This window comes from Scytonema sp. HK-05 (assembly GCF_963872035.1).
GTDB lineage: Bacteria > Cyanobacteriota > Cyanobacteriia > Cyanobacteriales > Nostocaceae > Kalymmatonema.
The window spans coordinates 65,094-84,536 of sequence record NZ_CAWMYC010000068.1 but is presented as its reverse complement, the minus strand read 5'-3'; the positions used below and the strand labels follow the sequence as shown (position 1 = coordinate 84,536).

General features: G+C 42.8%; 15 protein-coding genes and 1 pseudogene. 6 read left to right on the top strand and 10 right to left on the bottom strand.

Annotated elements, in window-relative coordinates:
- Positions 1-30: 30 nt before the first annotated feature.
- The 5 genes from AACT52_RS10045 to cax form a co-directional block, all read right to left on the bottom strand.
- The gene (locus tag AACT52_RS10045; RefSeq protein WP_073630544.1) at positions 31-831 is read right to left on the bottom strand and encodes a peptidoglycan-binding domain-containing protein; all 801 of its coding nucleotides are present in this window, start codon (positions 829-831) and stop codon (positions 31-33) included.
- Positions 832-1,180: 349 nt separating this feature from the next.
- Positions 1,181-1,486: a hypothetical protein gene (locus AACT52_RS10040; protein ID WP_143172765.1), complete on the bottom strand. Its 306-nt coding sequence runs from the start codon at positions 1,484-1,486 to the stop codon at positions 1,181-1,183.
- A gap of 114 nt (positions 1,487-1,600) precedes the next feature.
- Positions 1,601-1,975: a peptidoglycan-binding domain-containing protein gene (locus AACT52_RS10035; RefSeq protein ID WP_073630540.1), complete on the bottom strand. Its 375-nt coding sequence runs from the start codon at positions 1,973-1,975 to the stop codon at positions 1,601-1,603.
- Between the two features lie 552 nt (positions 1,976-2,527).
- A complete protein-coding gene (locus AACT52_RS10030; protein WP_339374976.1) occupies positions 2,528-3,760 on the bottom strand; it encodes a tyrosinase family protein in 1,233 nt (410 codons plus the stop codon).
- A gap of 551 nt (positions 3,761-4,311) precedes the next feature.
- Positions 4,312-5,403: a calcium/proton exchanger gene (gene cax, locus AACT52_RS10025; protein WP_073630538.1), complete on the bottom strand. Its 1,092-nt coding sequence runs from the start codon at positions 5,401-5,403 to the stop codon at positions 4,312-4,314.
- A 570-nt stretch (positions 5,404-5,973) separates the two neighbouring features.
- Between cax and AACT52_RS10020 the strand changes: the two genes are divergently transcribed.
- Positions 5,974-8,709 carry a DUF3536 domain-containing protein gene (locus tag AACT52_RS10020; protein WP_073630536.1) on the top strand — a complete coding sequence of 912 codons (2,736 nt, stop codon included), beginning with the start codon at positions 5,974-5,976 and terminating at the stop codon, positions 8,707-8,709.
- Positions 8,710-8,805: 96 nt separating this feature from the next.
- Here the strand turns inward: AACT52_RS10020 and AACT52_RS10015 are convergent, their stop codons facing one another.
- Together AACT52_RS10015 and AACT52_RS10010 are read right to left on the bottom strand one after the other, a co-directional pair.
- Complete coding sequence (locus AACT52_RS10015; protein ID WP_158054600.1) at positions 8,806-8,943, bottom strand: hypothetical protein; 138 nt, start codon at positions 8,941-8,943, stop codon at positions 8,806-8,808.
- A gap of 1 nt (position 8,944) precedes the next feature.
- The gene (locus tag AACT52_RS10010; protein ID WP_073630534.1) at positions 8,945-9,508 is read right to left on the bottom strand and encodes a KGK domain-containing protein; all 564 of its coding nucleotides are present in this window, start codon (positions 9,506-9,508) and stop codon (positions 8,945-8,947) included.
- Between the two features lie 833 nt (positions 9,509-10,341).
- Between AACT52_RS10010 and AACT52_RS10005 the strand changes: the two genes are divergently transcribed.
- Positions 10,342-10,755 (top strand): PPC domain-containing DNA-binding protein, encoded by a 414-nt coding sequence (locus tag AACT52_RS10005; RefSeq protein WP_073630532.1) that lies wholly within the window; start codon positions 10,342-10,344, stop codon positions 10,753-10,755.
- Between the two features lie 133 nt (positions 10,756-10,888).
- The gene (gene dnaB, locus AACT52_RS10000) at positions 10,889-13,612 is read left to right on the top strand and encodes a replicative DNA helicase (protein ID WP_073630530.1); all 2,724 of its coding nucleotides are present in this window, start codon (positions 10,889-10,891) and stop codon (positions 13,610-13,612) included.
- 119 nt (positions 13,613-13,731) lie between these two features.
- Here the strand turns inward: dnaB and AACT52_RS09995 are convergent, their stop codons facing one another.
- On the bottom strand, positions 13,732-14,256 hold the full coding sequence (locus AACT52_RS09995; RefSeq protein WP_073630528.1) for an FKBP-type peptidyl-prolyl cis-trans isomerase: 525 nt from the start codon (positions 14,254-14,256) through the stop codon (positions 13,732-13,734).
- A gap of 76 nt (positions 14,257-14,332) precedes the next feature.
- Positions 14,333-14,656, bottom strand: a complete 324-nt coding sequence (locus tag AACT52_RS09990) for a phasin family protein (RefSeq protein WP_073630526.1) — start codon at positions 14,654-14,656, stop codon at positions 14,333-14,335.
- Between the two features lie 129 nt (positions 14,657-14,785).
- On the opposite strand from AACT52_RS09990, the gene AACT52_RS09985 reads away from it, so the two are divergent.
- Together AACT52_RS09985 and AACT52_RS09980 are read left to right on the top strand one after the other, a co-directional pair.
- Positions 14,786-15,094: a TIGR03792 family protein gene (locus AACT52_RS09985; RefSeq protein WP_073630524.1), complete on the top strand. Its 309-nt coding sequence runs from the start codon at positions 14,786-14,788 to the stop codon at positions 15,092-15,094.
- Between the two features lie 104 nt (positions 15,095-15,198).
- A pseudogene (locus AACT52_RS09980) lies at positions 15,199-15,357 on the top strand (RNA-guided endonuclease TnpB family protein); the annotation flags it as partial.
- Positions 15,358-15,582: 225 nt separating this feature from the next.
- Here the strand turns inward: AACT52_RS09980 and AACT52_RS09975 are convergent.
- Positions 15,583-16,128 (bottom strand): hypothetical protein, encoded by a 546-nt coding sequence (locus AACT52_RS09975; RefSeq protein WP_073630520.1) that lies wholly within the window; start codon positions 16,126-16,128, stop codon positions 15,583-15,585.
- A gap of 490 nt (positions 16,129-16,618) precedes the next feature.
- Here AACT52_RS09975 and AACT52_RS09970 point away from each other — a divergent pair.
- On the top strand, positions 16,619-19,443 hold a 2,825-nt coding region (locus tag AACT52_RS09970), incomplete at its 3' end, for an NACHT domain-containing protein (protein ID WP_233153901.1).

Genomic DNA, 19,443 nt, shown 5'->3' with positions numbered 1-19,443 from the left:
AGCCATTTGCTAATGACTAATGACTAATGACTATCTTGTCAACTCGTACCAAGTTCTTTGACCAACGATGCCATCCACTACTAAATTCCGCTTGTTTTGGAAGGCTTTGACAGCAGCCTCCGTTAGGGCACCAAACATTCCATCAACTCGAACACTATAACCACTAGACAATAACAGTCGTTGCAGGACTCTGACAGCAACACCCGAGTCACCAAAACCCAAAGCGGGCAAAGATTGGCTATCATACATTTGAGTCCTGATCTGATCACTACCTTGTTTGCCAGTAGGTCTTTGCGCGCGCCGAGAAGGAACCGTGGTCGGGAGATTGTCCGATGCTAGTTGGAATCCGACAAAATAAGTAGAAGCAAGCATAATCTTCTTACTTTCTTTAAGCGGGCTTTTTTGAAAACTTCGGACAGTGTTTCCCCACTGGGCTACCAATTTCGGGATAGGCTCACTAGACAAAAGCATTTCTGGTGGACACACATGAAAGCTCAAAGGTGCAATGACATGTTTATTGTCCTTCCTTAAAACCTGAAAATTCCTAGAGCCAACTAGGCAAGAGATTTCAGAGAGAATATTTATTTCTATTGGATTAAGTGTACTTTCATTTTTTATAGTTATTATTGACGCGGCAGCTTGGGCAGTCGCTTCAGGCTGCATAAATTCAGGTGGTGTAATTTGAGCAGTTGGAACTATCTGAGATAGCTGCCATTGTGTTGACTTCTTGTGATCACTGTCTCGCTGAACGAGTGGAAGTTCCGGTGCAATGGGCGGGGATGGTTGTCCTGTTGTTAACACGCCCGTCATCAGCAGGGCAATATCTGTCATTGTATTTCATTTTACTAACACCCATGTTTCCTTTGACAGGAAAAATTGCTGCGATTCCGGAATAGACAGTACTTAAAAATAAAAAAATCTAATAAATACTTTTCAAAGAATCAGTGAAATAGAATACTTAAGTATTTATCCTTCCTAAAGGTGTAAACAAAAAGCATGAAATATAAATCATTTACAAATTAGCAAAGTTTTCTTAAAGATTGTGAAGTAGAACTGATAAAAAATTATGAATTATGAGTTATAAAAACTTTCATAATTCATAACTGACAATAGATTGACTCATTTTCTGACTAGTACGTCGGGCGGCAAGAAAGCTACTATACCCGTAAGCGCTTTGCGCTTACGGGTGAGTCCCTCGCGGTGCGGCACGGCTGCGCCGTAAGCGTTGCTCCTCCGTAAGCGTTGCTCTCCCGAAGGGAGGAGGAGGCACGGACACGCTACGCGTTGCCTGCGCCTGCGCTTTGCGCTTACGCAGTCGCTGTGAGTTCGGGAAACCGTTCGGAGTTCGGCGAGGCTCACGGCGAAGCCCTCCTGTAGCACCGCAGTTTCTCCCGGAGGGAAACCAACGCCAGTCGCCTGACGCCACTTTCCAAGGGCGGGGGGAACCCCCGCACGGAAGTGGCACATGAGGGAAACCCTCCTGCATAGCGCTGGCTCCTCCTCAGAACTGCTCGCTGTCTCACCGCTGTGCGTCTACACAAAGGAAGCGAAAAGCTTATGATGTAAGCTTTTTGAATGCATGAATTCCAAGGCAGCGGTACTAGGCTGTCAAAATGCCCCAAGTTCTTGGACCAACAACTCCGTCCGCCCTGAGACCACGCCCACTTTGAAAGGCTTTAACAGCAGCCTCTGTGAGCGCACCGTAAACTCCATCGATTTTAACAAAGTAGCCATTAGACACTAAAAGTCGCTGTAGGGCTTTTACAGAATCACCTCTGTCACCAAACCGTAGAGTTGGCAGACCAGAACCAGAACTGATGGCAGTCGGCTTGATTAGAGAGTGTAATTCAGGTTTTGCCTCAGGTTGTAATTTAGGTTTTGCCTCAGGTTGTGCCTCAGATTGTGATTTAGGCTTTGCCTCAGGTTGTGCCTTACGTTGCTCTTCAGGTTTTGGTTGATTTTTAGATTCTTCCATACAATTAATTTATAAAACTATTTTTATAATTTATAAAACTATTTTTTACACATTTCAACCGTATTTGGATTGCCAAAGAATTAACTTACCCAATCGGGTTGTTTTAGCTCTTGTGGCAGTCCATACCCACATAAACACTCATGAGTTGCTCGGTAATATTCTACGGATATTATTCATGCTCATGAACTTTGTTTCCACGTTTCTAGGGTAATGTTAACGGACTCGCTTTGGCAGTACCCTGTTGGGGTAGTATCTCAGTAGGTAAGAAGGTAACGGATAATAATTCCGCTACACCGCAAAACCATCATATTCTCATATACCGAAATCGCACTAAGTTTATATGAGAAATATGGGGAGGTAGGAAAAGAATTTTCTCTCCCTACTCCCTTGGCTAGATTTTTGCCTCTATTGGCTCACCCGCTAGGGGGATGCCTGTAGCGCTGTTCACTTCTCTATAAAGAGAATAGCTCTTTCTATGGAATGAATTGCCTTAATATGACCATTTGCACCGCCATAGAAAAGCTGCACCCAAAGCACCCAAACCAAAAAGACCTAATGTTGAACTTGATTTGGAAATTTTTTTACAAGAGTGTCATAAGTGTAGCCGTACTTCCGGACACTGAGAGTGTCTCTTGGTGTAACAATATCATCAGGTGCAAAAGCTGGTAAGTAGAGTTTTACGTCCACCCGACCTAAATTTCTTGGAGTGGATTGACCTCCGTCCCAAGGCCACATTCGGTCGTTGAGATTGTGCCCGTAAGGCTGATTAGCTGATGGGTAAAAATCGCTACCTTTGTGACCTTTCTTTTGCCATTCAGCCCAAAGACGATCTACGTTAGCATGAAGCAGCCAGAAAACTGGATCATACGGCGAACTAGGAATCTGGCTCATGGTACCTAATGGTGCAATTAAAGCCGGCGGAGATTGAGTTAAGTCAGAAAGAGCCCCACCGATTAATGAATGAATGTAGTTATGAGTGACTAATCCAAATTGATTACCGAATGGATCTGCAAATACTTCAAAAGTATAATTACTGTTTTGATTAAGGGCAATCTCTCCTTCTAGGGCGCGGCGAAACGTAATATAGTCATTGATGTTGAGCAACGTATTTATTTCTGCCTGCGGTAGGGGATACTTCTCAAAAGGAGGTACTTGTAGAAAGCGTAAGAGTGACTTGCCCAAAGTTTCGTTTGTAAATACGTTAATATGTAAGTCCTCGTTGAGAACCCAGCCATTAGCTTCGGAAAAATTACCCGACTGCACAGCACCACCTTCAAAACTACCTTGACCTGGAACGTTGATTGTGACTTCTGAGCCATTCGTTCCTAAAAAATCGGGTTGAAAGATAACGTCTAGGGCTTTAGGATCTGTCCAATCCCAGTAGGGGATGGTGACACTAGGATTGACTGACTGCAAAGCGATTTCAAATCGTCTTAAATATTCTCGATGCCAAGGCAGAAATCCCGCATTTCCATGAGCCGCATCAGCTCCTGCTGCAGATCCGGAGGCTTGTAAGGTCATATCTTGGTTCTGTACATCGATGCCTCCGGGAAGCATTGACGAGAATGTCATAGCTCCCAGATGGACTGCAATAAACTGGTCATAGAGACTGACATTACTGCCTGGTGGGATTGTGTTTTTTAATGTTTTAACAGCATTCACAAAGTCGGCTTTTTCTTGTGGAGTCAAGTCAACAACGTTTTTTCTGACTAAGGTGGCATCCATTGCTGGAGTTTGCCACATAGTCATCACAATAATAATCATGGCAACACCTAATGTTGTCATGATTGTTTGCATAAGCTTCTTTGTCTTGTCTGCTCGTTTAAAATGTAGTTTCAACATATGACCTTTTCCACTGTCTGTGTTAACAAAAGTGTCAATTTTAGTTTTCATTAGGGCTTACACCAGAAGTTCGATTATGTGCAAAAGCCCAACTAGAGTTGCTGAAGGGAAATTAAGTTCGCAGAGTTCCCGTTTTATATAGATGTAAGAAAAATCTACTTATGCACTTTTGAGATAGAAATGGAAAAGAATGTAAGCAAATCACTCATAGGCTGAATCGCAAAAGCAATCAGCGAAAGCTTGCTGATAACGGCTAAAACTTACGCATTGACAAAAAGCTATCAATATTATTATGTTTGGAGTTGCTTTGTGAATGAAATTTTTACAAATGCATACATTCCATGACTAGAAAAACATTGGCAAACGGCTTTTGTTGAACAACTGAAATACTCCACTTGACAAAAGCAATCCCCCCAAAGCCTCAACTAGGGGGCGGGGGGATTATCTGTCGCAAACATTTGAAAAAATGCTGCTGATACGCTTCGGCGTGACAACTACCCCAGACTATCAACAACTGGAAGGAAGTAGAAAGCAAACCCCAATACTGTATATGCCGCTAATAGTAATGTGCCTTCTAACCAGTTTGACTTACCATCGGAACTAATACTATTAGCAATCAACACCGCTACAGCCACAGCCACCAATTCAAACGGGTTGAAATTCAAATCCATCGGTTGACCTAATGCCCACCCTGCTAAAACTAAAAAGGGAGCAACAAACAGGGCAATCTGCATACTTGATCCCACCGCCACGGAAACGGAAAGATCCATCTTATCCTTCATTGCCACAGTCACAGCTGTCGCGTGTTCAGCAGCGTTACCAATAATCGGCACAAGGATGACCCCTGTAAACAGCGCCGTCAAACCCAACTGGGATGTGGCGACTTCTAAAGAATTGACAAGCAATTCTGATTCCAATGCCACTAAAAGGGTACATATTAGCAACACCCCAGTCCACAACCAAATATTTGGCTTGCCGTGATGGGTTTCGTCTTCCACTGTTTCTACGATCCCCACTTCGTAAAGATAAGAGTGGGTTTTCATGGAAAATAACAGAGTTAGAGCATAGACGAGAATCAGTACCACAGCAACAGCAAGGGACAGATTTTGCAGTGTGTTTTGGCTAATTCCCTGAGCGCTAAATTTCATCGCTGTAGGCAGTAAAATCGCAATCACCGCCAGATTCATCGAAGAAGCGTTTACCCGCGCCACTATCGGCTGAAATGTCTGTTCTTTGTAGCGCAGTCCGCCCAAAAGCATCGAAAGACCCATCACCAGTAGTAAGTTGCCGATAATTGATCCCGTGATACTGGCTTTGACCACATCCACCAGTCCCGCATTTAGGGCAACTAGGGCAATAATCAGTTCCGTAGCATTGCCAAAAGTGGCGTTTAACAACCCCCCCAGCGATGGACCAACCACGACAGCAATTTCTTCTGTGGCTGCGCCCATCCAAGCTGCTAAAGGCAAAATGGCTAAACTCGCTGTGATGAAAACTGTTAGGTCTCCCCACTTCAAGTAATGAGCCGCGATGGAAACCGGAATAAACAGTAACAGAACCAAAAATACAATGTTTTTACCTGACATTTGTTATTTTGAGCTGAAAGTATTAGAGACAGTTGCGTGAGGAGGTAGTCCTCAACTAGTTCTGAGTCATGAGTAAGAAGTGTTAAGTAACAAACAATATACACTTAGCACTCAGTACTTAGCACTCAGCACTTGTGTAGACCAGACTCTAGAATACTCCCAACCCTCTCTTTGAGCGGTTTCAAGATTGTACTGTTTGCTTTCTAGAGCGAGATTTGTAAAATAAGATTGCGGTATGAGTAGAATTTGCAATCTTTTGTTGCAAAAGTTTCCAATAAACCCAAAATTCTACACCAAGGATGCGGTTTAATATATTAAAAGACGATTAAATTTTTGGCAGCACCAACGACAAAACCCTTAATATGGGTTTGGTCGATGGTTGATTGCACAGGGCAAATGACTGCTGGATAATGCAGATTACCCCCAACACGAAAACCGCTACCTCGAAATTTGGTTCTATCTCATAGTTGTTGTCTGTACCAATTGTTGTTGGAATGCCGCTGTAGGAAGGTTTGTAAGCATTATCTTGGACGCAACTGCAAGGACTGTTTATTCTTTTGGAAATACTCCATGACTTCTGCTGCTGAACTGCCAGCTAGTGCTGGTTCAAATTTGACGCCACCTGAAAATATCAAAAACACCAAAATGCTTGATCCCCTGAGACAAGCTACAGGTGTTTACGTCACTGTTCATGGGCACTTTTACCAGCCACCACGCGAAAACCCTTATCTAGACTCGATTGAACGTCAAGCGGGTGCAGCGCCTTTCCATAATTGGAACGAACGAATTCACCACGAATGCTATCGTCCCAATGCCTTTGCCAGGGTATTAAATGACCGAAGCGAAGTGGTGGGGATCGTAAATAACTATGAGTATTTGAGCTTTAATATTGGACCGACCCTGATGTCGTGGCTAGAACGCCACGATGTAGAGGTTTATCAGCGAATTTTGGAAGCGGATCGCAAGAGTAGCGATCGCCTCAACGGGCATGGCAATGCGATCGCGCAAGTATACAACCACATCATCATGCCCCTAGCGAACGATCGCGACAAATACACTCAAATCCGCTGGGGCAAAGAAGACTTCCGATCCCGCTTTGGACGCGATCCCGAAGGAATGTGGCTGGCAGAGACTGCTGTAGACTATGCAACTTTGCAAGCATTAGTGGACGAAGGAATTCGCTTTATTGTCCTTGCACCATCGCAAGCACAACGTTGCCGTCTGTTGCCCACCAAGGATAATCCCAACCCTGAGTGGCACGAAGTTGGCGGAAATCAGATTGATCCCACACGTCCTTATCGCTGCTTCTTGAAAGAGAGTGATTCGTCATTCGTCATTGATCCTTTATCAGACGAAGGAAAAAGGACAAATGACAAGGGACAAATGACAAAGGACAGACCCTATATTGATATCTTCTTCTACGATGGTCCCATCTCGCGGGATATGGGTTTTAGTGATGTCCTGTTCAATTCCAGTCACTTAGCAGGACGCATTGGTTCGGCAGTGCGTGGGGATCATCGCCCTGCACAGTTAATTTCTGTTGGCACAGATGGGGAAACGTTTGGACATCATAAGGGAGGAACAGAGAAAACATTAGCCTACGCCTTTACAAAAGAGTTTCCTCATTGGGGTTGGACAGTCACCAACTTTGCCCACTACCTCAGCTTGAATACTCCCACATGGGAAGTGGAATTAAAGCCAGTCACAGCGTGGAGTTGCGCCCACGGTGTCGATAGATGGCAGGATGATTGTGGTTGCGGTGGTGGTGGCACATGGCACCAAAAATGGCGTCGCCCCTTGCGGGATGCCTTGAATTGGCTGCGCGATCGCCTGATTCTGGTGTATGAAGAACATGGCAAACTGTTTTTCCGCGATCCCTGGCAAGCACGCGATGAGTATATCCAGGTGATACGCGATCGCTCTCCAGAAAACGTGAGTAAGTTCCTCTCGCGTCACCAAACTCATAAACTCTCATCTGCTGAACAAGTAGACGCCCTACGCCTACTGGAAATGCAACGTCATGCTTTGCTGATGTTCACCAGTTGCGGATGGTTTTTTGAAGAACTTTCGCGTCCAGAAGGAACGCAAATTCTGCGTTACGCTGCCCGTGCTTTAGAACTTGCAGGGGATGTGGCTGGCGTGCAATTGGAAAAAGGCTTTGTCAAACGCCTAAACCAAGCAGCTAGTAATGTTGATTTGTTCAAACACGGTGGCGAAGTGTATCGCCAGTTGGTACTAACAGCTCAAGTCAGCTTTAAACAAGTTGCAGCCCAGTACGCCCTGACTTCACTGTTTGCCAATCATAAGCCTGTAGAGGCGTTGCATCCAACATCTCTACAAAATGGACACAGTTGTTCCATCAAACATTCTCATCCATACCAAAAGCGGGTTTATTGCTACACCGCTAACGAGGTAGATTACCAATTGCAACGGATGGGATCATTGACTCTGGCAGTGGGAAATTTGAGCCTAGTGTCAGAAATTACCTGGGAAAGCGAAGAGTTGGTGTTTGCTGTTCTGCATCTTGGTGGCTGGGATTTCCACTGTTGCATTCAACCCTTCCAGGGACGACGTGCCTACACTCAGTTAAAAGAAAAGCTGTTTGGAGCGCTGCAACAGGCTAGTGCAGCTCACATGATCCTAGTGATGACGCAGCTATTTGGCGAAGAGTCTTTTAGCTTACAAAATCTCTTTGCTGAAGAACGCCACCGACTCATGCACCTGTTGAGTCAAGAAACCCTGTCACGTTTAGACCAACTTTATACCCAAGCATATCGTGATAATTACGGGGTGTTGATGGCATTCCACCGCGATGGACTACCTGCGCCACAAGAGTTGCAGGTTGCAGCGGAAATTGCCTTGGGGTATCGGTGCATGATGAGTTTACGCTTGCTTGAGCAAGACATTGCTGAACCGTCATCAAGTTGGAATCACATAGTCGAGTTAGAGGCGATCGCCACAGAAGCCAAGCACCTGCACTGTCATCTGAATATTCCCGAAGGTAAGCAGATCTTAGAGCAGTTGATATTGCGTTGTCTCTGGCAATTGTTGCATGATCCCAACGGCAGTTTTGATGCAGATTTGCAACGCCTAGAGCGGTTAATTGATCTGGCAAATCAGTTAAATCTTGGCGTCTCCCTTGAGCGCTCTCAAGAACTGTACTATAGCTGTCTGTACAGTCAGATTGTGCCAGTCTTTGTTGCCAAAACTGCTGCATGTCAGGATATCGCTCAGTGCCGTCAGTTGTTGAAGCTGGGGCAAAAGTTAGCGGTAGATGTCAGTCCTTGGCTAAGTCAATTGGGATAGCAATCTCACGCCAAAACGCTCAAGTACCTACCCCTTAGGGACTAGATAGCGATTTTCGATGTCGGGCGTGGCTCTTACAAAGCAGCAATGCTTGCGCTACGCCCCTACAATAACCTGTATTTCACTTAATAGCCCTGCAATTAATTGCAGGGCTGTCTTACCTTGAATAAGTTGTAAGTGACTAATGTCGTTGGTACCACCAACAGCCAGCAGGATAATATAGTCGATAGTCACGTTAGTTTCTACTGGAGTTTTCCCACAGATTTGGCATTAATATTGGTCGCATGGGAACATATATTTCCTCACTGTTAGAGGAATAGAAATGCAAGGAGTTTTGGTCATGCATTTCTGTTGAAATCATTTCGTCAGGACAAAAGTCTAACGAAACTTTTATCTCAAAATTCTTGGAACTCTTACTATCTGTAATTGATAGAGAGTCAGACATACTCTCACCATCACTCATGGATGAAAATTGTTTTTTTGATGGAGAAAAGTCTAAAGTGATCCTAATCTCAAGTTTGCCTTTTTGTCTACCATTATTACCAGGTAGGAGGAGTTCACATTGGATTCCTCGTCTGAGTGAAAATTGCCATTCTACTCTATTAAATATGCCTTGGACATTCCTTTTCTTGAAATATTTCTTAAGAAATTTATCTTTACAACAGAAATTTAAATCATTTCCCTTGGGTTCAAAATCTTGAAGCACTTGATTGACAATTTGAACCGCATTAAATATTTTATTTTCTAACAAAATCACATCATCTTCTCGCTCCAATCGTTTTAATTGATTAGGCAACATATTAAAATATCCTCCGTACTAATCCCGAGTTCTTTAGATTGTCCTACAATCTATGCCAAGCCACTGAATTGTTGTCACAAACAATACATACATTTAGAGAACGACTTTCCGTAGACTCCGTAGACGCGTGTGTCTTGGGTCGGAGCTACGAATTACGTGCAGCGTGCGAGAAAGCGCAACAGCTTTCCGTAGGGTAGGGTACACAGACTAAAGTAGACAACTAATGTACTTTATTTGTCTATGTATATTTCGTGTTGAAAACTACAATTTTCCAGATTTTACTACACCATTTGACTCGACTAAATTGTTGTCAAAAGGAGTTCAATTAGGAATTTTTATATCAGATTATCCAATGACAAACAAGAGATAATTATATAATTGCTATAGGTCATAAACAGTTATTGATACTAGAAACTACTCTCGTTCTATAAGCGTGTTGATATAAATCTACTCCACTAAATGCACCTGTAAACATAATCCTAAACTTTGGGGAAATTATTTAACAAATGTAAGAGATTTTTGCAAGTCACATCGTATAAACGTCATGACGATTTTTTTTCTCAAAATTGTCATATCAACTCAACTTGTTCTTTCAAACTTTTGCATTGAAGCACTCATCCTAACATATTCAAACTCCTCAAACACACAGTATAGTATTAACAGCATATTTGAGAAACCGTGTTCTTACATAGGTTCTCTGTATTGACTCGGTCATAAATTAAACATATAATTTTATCTAATTGATAAAGAAATTATATTGCCAGGATGCGGCTCACCAGCGTATTGTCATTTAGAATTTAATATTTATTTAATGCCGGAATCCATAATATCCAATGAAAATATTTGCTTTTAGACTCAAACCAGACGAAGATTTAAAACAAAGTTTAAAGAATTTTACCTTGCAGGAAAATATTAAAGCAGGGTTTATATTAACTGCGATTGGCAGCTTAAAGGTGGCAACAATTCGCTTTGCCAATCAAGACACAAGTACAGTCTTATCTGACAAATTTGAAATTCTTTCTCTTAACGGTACAATAGCCACCACTGGCGTTCATCTTCACATTGCAATTTCTGACAAACAAGGAAAAACCATCGGCGGACATCTCGACGATGGATGCATTATCTACACAACCGCCGAAATAGTCATCGGTATCAGCGAAGAATACACCTTTCTCAGAACGCCAGACCAACAAACAGGTTATAAAGAACTGGAAATTATTCCAAATCTCTCTTTATCTCCTTCTTAAACCTGCTTTGTGTTGGACACTTTTTAAAAGCTGGGGAACCCTGCGTATGCGCTTTCTTGCACACTTAATGTAGATTTTGGTCTATAAGGATAATAGTTGAACCTAATCTAAAATTTAAAATCTAAATTCATTTATGTCTGAAGAACTAAACTTTCAAGGTAATGGTATGGATCGCCTCCCTCCCCAAAACATTGAGGCGGAAGAAGCGATACTGGGGGGGATTTTGCTAGATCCGGAAGCAATCAGCAGAGTGAACGATCGCCTGATTCCAGAAGCTTTTTACATCAACGCTCATAAAGATATCTATAAAGCAGCGCAACGCCTACACAGTGAAGGTAAGCCCACAGACTTGCTTGCGGTGATAAATTGGCTAAACGACCACGATATTCTAACGCGTGTTGGCGGTAGAAATAAATTAGCAACACTAGTAGACCGCACAGTGTCAGCCGTCAACATCGACGCTTTAGCCGAGTTGGTGATGGAAAAATACCTGCGGCGTCGGTTAATCAAAGCTGGTAATGAAATAGTGCATTTGGGCTACCAGACAGAAACCGAATTACCAATAGTTTTAGACCAAGCAGAACAAAAAGTGTTCAACGTCACTCAAGAACGCCCTCAAGTTGGTCTGGTTCACATTTCTGACACCCTAATTAATACTTTTCAAGATATTGAAACTCGCCATCAAGGTGTCGCCTTACCAGGAATTCCCTGCGGCTTTTACGATTTAGATGGAATGACCAGTGGTTTTCAGCGTTCTGATTTGATTATTGTTGCTGGTCGCCCATCAATGGGGAAATGTATAGCACATAACACAGAAATTCTTCTAGCAGATGGTTCCATTTCTACTATCGAAGAAATTTATCATCGTCGTCAAGCAGATCTACTAACCTTAACAAATGATTGGAAATTAGAGATTGCTCAACCATCTGCATTTGTCGATGACGGTATCAAACCAGTTTTAGGCGTCACAACTCGACTGGGGCGATATGTTGAAACTACCATGACTCATCCTTATTTGACTCTTGATGGATGGCGTCCACTTTCAGAACTGAAAGTAGGTGATAAAATTGCTGTACCTCGCAGAATAAATGTATTTGGTACAAAAACAATTCGTGAATGTGAAGTCAAACTACTTGCCTACTTTATAGCAGATGGTTGTTTGAGAGACACAACACCTGAATTGACAAATATAAACCCTTTGATTCAGGAAGATTTCCAAAATGCTGTTATCAGCTTTTCTCCTCAACTGAAAGTTTGCATAGAAACTCGCCCTGAGCGTTCCTCAATACTGTATGCTGCTATATGTGAAGGGGGAAACAATCCTCTCACTGAGTGGCTGGAGAATCAGGCGCTATGGGGCAAAAAAGCTGATGAAAAAAGAATTCCTGCTTGTATCTTTCAACTAGAGCGATCGCAAGTTTCTTTATTCCTCAATCGCCTGTTTGCCACAGATGGTTGGGCTACGGTGCTTGCAAGTGGTCAGGCACAATTAGGGTATTGCACTGTTAGCGAGAAACTGGCAAGACAGGTACAACATCTGCTGCTGAGGTTTGGCATCATTGCGACTTTGAACAAGCGGTCTGTTAAATACAAAGACACTCGTAGACAAGCTTGGCAACTAGATATAACTGATGCCCAATCTATTAAAACTTTTCTCTCAGAAATTGGTATCTTTGGCAAAGAAACTGCCCTGTTGCACGTACAAGCAGCTTTAATTGATAAAAAATATCAAACTAATTACAGCAGATTGCAAGTTAGTGAAGTACACAGATACCCCACCCGCGCTGTCGCGCACCCTCCCCTTACCAAGGGGAGGGTTGGGGAGGGGTGTACTCCATTTAAATACAAAGAGCTGTATGATCTCATTGCAGTAGAAACATCCCAGGAGATAACAGCAGCCAAAGGTAAAGAACCGTGGACAGTTTTAGCGCGTCGGGCAGAAATTAAAGCACACACAGATATTCATGTGGACAAACAAGCTTTATCACGAGAACATTTTTTGATGGCAAATACATTAGAAGATTTATCCTTACAACAATTAGCCACAGGAGATGTCTATTGGGATGAAATCGTTTCTATAGAATCAGTGGGATACAAACAAGTGTATGACTTGACAATTCCTGTTACCCACAATTTTGTTGCCAATGATATTTGTGTTCACAACACCGCTTTTTGTTTGAATATCGCTCATAATATTGCAGCTTCCTATAAATTACCAGTTGCTGTTTTCAGCTTGGAAATGTCAAAAGAACAACTGGTGCAGCGGCTGTTGGCGAGTGAAGCGGGAATTGAAAGTGGTTATTTGCGGAGTGGACGCATCAGTCAAACTCAATGGGAACCTTTAAGCCGCGCTATTGGTATGCTCTCGGAAATGCCAATTTTTATTGACGATACGCCGAATATTACAGTCACAGAAATGCGGAGTCAGGCGCGGCGCTTGCAAGCGGAATTGGGTACAGAACTGGGACTAATTATCATAGATTACTTGCAATTGATGGAAGGAGCGGGGGATAATCGTGTGCAAGAAATATCAAGAATTACCCGAAGTATTAAAGGTTTAGCGCGTGAATTATCTGTCCCAGTGATTGCTCTATCTCAGTTGAGTCGAGGAGTAGAATCACGCACTAACAAGCGTCCCATGTTATCCGATTTGAGAGAAAGTGGAAGTATCGAACAGGACGCAGATTTAGTGTTAATGCTGTACAGAGATGATTACTATAACAGCGATAGCCCTGAGAGAGGAATTGCCGAGGTCATAGTAGCTAAACACCGCAACGGTCCCACAGGTAATGTTAGACTCTTGTTTGACCCACAATTTACCAAGTTTAAAAATTTAGCCAAACCGAACAATTATTGAAACTGAGTGAACAACAAGATTCCCGACAACTTTTACGAAGTCGGGAATCTAAGCGTTTCAATTTATGCGCTTAGCGCAGGCACTTTCACACAAATCAAGTAGGATTGCTATATTAGCTATCACTTAACTCCGAGCAATTCCACATCAAAATTTAGGGTGGCGTTGGGTGGGATGACACCACCAGCACCACGAGCGCCATAACCTAACTCTGGGGGTATGATTAACTGACGACGTCCGCCTACTTTCATAGTACTCAGTCCTTCGTCCCAGCCTTTGATGACTTGTCCAACACCAAGTTTAAATTTAAATGGCTGGTTGCGATCGCGTGAACTATCGAACTTGGTACCATTTTCGAGAGTACCAGTGTAGTGAACCTCAACCGTCTGTCCAGTTTTGGGAGTCGCCCCAGTCCCCTCTTTTAACTCAATGTACTTAAGCCCAGAGGGCGTGGTGACGACATTATTTTCAGACATAGTTTTGCTCGCAATTAGGGTCTTGTTTTCTTGTACCTGGATGGGTGCTGGAGTCGTTTCGCTTAACTGGGCAGCAACGGCGATATCCTGTTTGTTACCGCCAATTTGCGCCAATACTAAAACCAAAACACAAACCAGCATGAAGCCGATGCTGAGTAAAATCGCTTTCAAAATCAGTCCTCTCTACTTAGTAGTCTAGGAATGAGATAACTACTAGGACAAAACTTAGTGTAAATCAGACGACGCCCTAACGCCAAAGCTTATTTTCTAAATCGCGTAGTTGACGCTCCAATCGGTCAATTCTACCGCGCAGTTCGTCCACTTCCGACTGACGAGCCACACCCAAATCCTGCAACATATTTCGCATTTGTCGTTGCATGTTGCCTTCCCAGCTTCCCTGCTCCGACTTCAACTGTTGTACCATATCATCCATAACCGCCTTGGCTTGCTCGGGATCAAGCTTGCCATCTTTAACAAGTTGGTCGCTTACTTCTCGCACTTTGTCTGCAACTACGGACGTTGTGCCAATACCAAGCATTAATAACTGCTTCATCCAGTTGTTGTTGTCCATAATCCCTTTCTATCACTTTTTTCAAATCAAATGACCCTTTCTCATAAATCTATTCTATAGACCTATCGTGGAAGGATAATTAATATAGGTTACAGCTCTATTCTGACAAACGAACAGGGAATAAAAAGTGTGATAATCGAACTACTTAAGGTGAAAATTCCGCCCGAACAAAGAGAAAAATATATCCAGAAAGATGCCGAAATTTGGACAGCGGCGCTGGCTAAACATCCAGGATTTCTTGGTAAAGAAGTTTGGATTAATCCCAACGATGCGACAGAAGTGGTTTTGGTCATTCACTGGGCGACGAAGGAGGATTGGAAAGCTATACCCCAAGCCGAATTAGAAGCTATTGAGCGAAAGTTCACCGCAGCGATGGGAAAATCCTACCCCATTGTGGAGTCAGGCGAGTATCAAGTCCGGAAATTTCCACAAAAGTAGTTGAGGCTCAACAAAACCGATTCCTTGAAGTTTAATTCACTTTAAAAACCAGCATTCAAATGCAAAGCCGTGCTACAAGCACGGGGTTTCAGACCCAAATTTTTGAAGATAGGGATTGGAACGCTGCACGGAACATATTAGAAAAGGCACTACGTACGGCGGGTCACGTCGGAACTAACGCCTCTGGAGAGACTGACCAATACTTGAGTGAGGAAACTCCTTCAAGCAAGTCAACTCACAGAAAGAGGAAATCTAAGAAGTGATTCTTAGAATCCACCGGCTTTTAGCCGTGGGGAGAATGTCAACCCATACCAGAAGAACGCATTAGAGCAGCAGAACAACGCGCGCAATGGTTGGCAGAGAAATTGCGCGAGTTAGGGATAGATCCAGACACTTTTGCTTAAAGTAAGCGCGTTCCTGAAATGTTCCTAAAATATTTAGCGTAAAACTATCTTAGGGAGCGATGCTCCTGTATGTAAAGCTAGACGTTATAACTGCGCCAGCAGGCGATCGAGAATTTTTTGATACTGAGTGAGCAGTTTGATTGCTCGCCACGCAATTTTTGGGCAAATATTACGTTCCGCCATCTGTTTGAGGGAGGCGATTAGAATAGCAGTATCTTTTTGAAGTTGAAGCACGGTTGGTTGGTCAATGACCTCTTCCTGTTGCATCTCTTGTGGAGAGATTTGGGCTTTTGGTGTGTCAATTTTTTCTTGCATTGTTCCACCTCCTATAGTTAGAAAGGTTTCAGAACGGCTTTCCTTGTCGGGAGAAGAACCGTCATCTTGAACTGTATCCCACGGTAGCAATAGCAACTGTCTCAGCCTTGCTATCAACATGAGTGCGTCTTGAGCAGTAGGGATATTAATGTAGATTAAGCCAAAACTGATGGGAGCATACACAGCAAAACATATGGTTTGATTAGACGCAAACATTTGAATTTCTATATCCTCAACATATTCGCTGAAGACAAGGGTATATCCATGCTGTTGCAACCAATTCTTCCAATTCTCATGTAGTACCGATTGAGCCATATTAGTCCAATCAATTAAAATCACTGCGTCTCCTTGCAAAGATTATTGTTAGACCAACAAAGCCCCGTCATCAATGGGACTTGTAATATTAGCAGCACAACTCATGATGGAGAACTGACTCTAGAACCCTAGTGATGTAGAGAACACATTTGATAACGCTCAGATGTGTATTTACACTTTAAATATAAGGTATTTAAATTATCTGAACGTTAATACATAAGTAATCATAAAAAAAGAATCTGAGGATTTTCTGAAGATCCTCAAGATTTTTCTCTTGAACAACAAGATTCCCGACTTCTTCAAGAAGTCGGGAATCTGAGTGTTTGGCTATGCATTATCCATAATGATTATATTTTGTCAATAGATAGTACAGGATGTGAATCATCGCATTCCTCTGAGTGTGATATTTTTGAAATCACTCTAAAATCAGGAAACATGACTGGGGCGGATGTATATACTTGTAGTCAAAAGCTGAGCAGACACAAGTATTATGCCTATAGACTTCTTAACGGCTTGGGGAGTTAGTACTGCTGTTGGGTTTCTCTTCCAACCAGTGATGAAACAATTTGCCCAAGATGTAGGCAAAGATTTATTAAAAGATGTCCTCAAAGATGTATTGAAAGCTATTCCCAGCCAAGTTTTACAGCGATTAAAAAAGGAAGACATAGACATTGCTGCTGGCAAAGCACTCAAAGAATTTTTAGCACTGGTGCAGCAAGAATTACAAGATGCTGATATTCCTGATAACCAAGTTAGAGATTATAACAAACCACTACATAAATTTCTCAATGATAAAAGAGTTCAAGAAATACTAGGAACTCCTTTTCATGATGAGTGTCAAGCTTTAGATACGAACACTTTACAACATATTTGGCACGAACTGAATTTATCATCTCTTCCAGACGAATTTGATTGGAGTAAGCTGGGCAAGCGTTACGTCAAAAAAGTCAAAGCGATTATTCAGGACTCATCGGAACTAAGAGCTATTCTGGATTCCAAAAATCTTGAAAAAATTGCAGAAAACACTACAGAGACTGCTGGGATCATTCCCGATTTTAACTTACCCAAATATCAAAAAGCCATTCGGGAGCGCTACGCCAATCTCAAACTAGATAGCCTAGACACCAGTGGTTACGCCTATAACGAATTGCGGTTATGGCTAATGTTTATCCCTCAAAATGTGCGGCAAGTTCACCAAGTTTTGCCACAAGTTCACGAACTACCAAAAGAACATTTCCGACGACTGCGAGAAAGTGACCAACTAGAAGCAGAAGAAATTTTACAAGAAGAGTTAGAACGCCACAAGCGAGATTATTTTGAACAAACTGTGCGTTCTGTCAAAGAGATTGTCGAGGACAAGCATAATTATAAATATATCGTGGTTTTGGGCGATCCTGGTTCCGGGAAATCTACATTATTGCAGTACCTAGCATTAGATTGGGTAGAACAAACACTTGATCAGCTTGAGAAGAAAAATCATCTGCCGATTCCGTTGCTGATTGAATTACGTGCTTATATGCGGCGACGGGAAGATAAAGAATGCAATAACTTTCTGGAATTTTTCCATAAATGTAGCGGTGCGATCGCTCACCTCAATCAGCATCAATTGCAGGAACAACTCAAGGCTGGTAATGCCTTGGTAATGTTTGATGGTTTGGATGAAGTTTTTGACCCTGGTAGGCGAGAAGATGTTATTACTGATATTCATCGCTTTACTAATGACTACCCCAATGTGCAGGTTATCGTGACTTCTCGCGTGATTGGCTACAAAGCACAACGGCTGCGAGATGCTGAATTTAAGCATTTCATGCTGCAAGATTTGGAACCTGAACAAATTCAGGATTTCATCAATCGTTGGCATTCTGACACTTTTACAGATAAGGTTGATGGAGATAGAAAAAAAGAGCGGCTGCAAAGAGCAATTGACTCATCAAAATCGATTGCAGAACTCGCAGGAAATCCCCTGCTGCTGACAATGATGGCAATTCTCAATCGTAACCAAGAACTGCCAAGAGATAGACCAGAACTTTACAATCAAGCATCGCGGGTGCTGCTTCATCAATGGGATGTGGAACGTGCTTTGGTGGAAGATAAGAGGTTAGACCCGAAAACAATTGATTATAAAGATAAGCAAGCAATGTTGCGTCAAGTTGCTTACCATATGCAAACCAGTGAAAAAGGTTTGGCAGGCAATTTGATAAGTGCGAATGATTTAGAAAGGATTTTGACTGAGTATCTAAAAACCATAGAAGTTGATAAAGCCAGAGAAGCTGCGAGGGTGATGAGGGAGCAACTACGGACTCGCAACTTTATGTTATGTTTCCTGGGTGCAGATTACTATGCCTTTGTCCATCGGACGTTTTTGGAATATTTCTGTGCTTGGGAGTTTGTTTGGCAGTTTAAAGAATCGCGTACGCTGGAAATTGAAGAACTCAAGAGAGAAGTTTTTGGCAAACACTGGCGGGATGAAACTTGGCATGAAGTTTTACGGCTGGTTGCAGGAATGATTGAGCCAAAATTTGTTGGCGAAATTCTTGATTATTTAATGGCGCAAAATGGCGAGGCGGAGAAATTTAGTAACTTGTTTTTGGCGGCTAAGTGTCTTTCTGATGTGAGGAATAGGACGGTAATTGCAAAAACTGCTCAGCAATTACTGAGCCGCTTTAAAGACTTAACCAAATACGACTTAAATTACTATTACAACTCCACGAGTGATTCCCTGAAGAAAATTCTAGCTCGGAAAATTCGTACCCAAGCAGTTACAGCAGTTGCAACGACTTGGAAAGATGACCCCGCAACCCTCCTCTGGCTCAAAGGTCGCGCCACTGCTGATGATAATTCGGATGTGCGAGGTGCAGCAGTCGAAGCATTAGCCAGCAACTTCAAAGATGACAAAGATACCCTAGCCTGGCTCAAAGGTCGCGCCACTGCTGATGATAATTCGGATGTGCGAGGTGCAGCAGTCCAAGCATTAGCCAGCAACTTCAAAGATGACAAAGATACCCTAGCCTGGCTCAAAGGTCGCGCCACTGCTGATGATAATTCGGATGTGCGAGGTGCAGCAGTCCAAGCATTAGCCAGCAACTTCAAAGATGACAAAGGTACCCTCGCCATCCTCAAAGAACGCGCCACTGCTGATGATTATTGGTATGTGCGAGGTACAGCAGTCGAAGCATTAGCCAGCAACTTCAAAGATGACAAAGATACCCTCCCCATCCTTAAAGAACGCGCCACTGCTGATGATTTTTGGAATGTGCGACGTGCAGCAGTCAAAGCATTAGCCAGCCACTTCAAAGATGACAAAGATACCCTCCC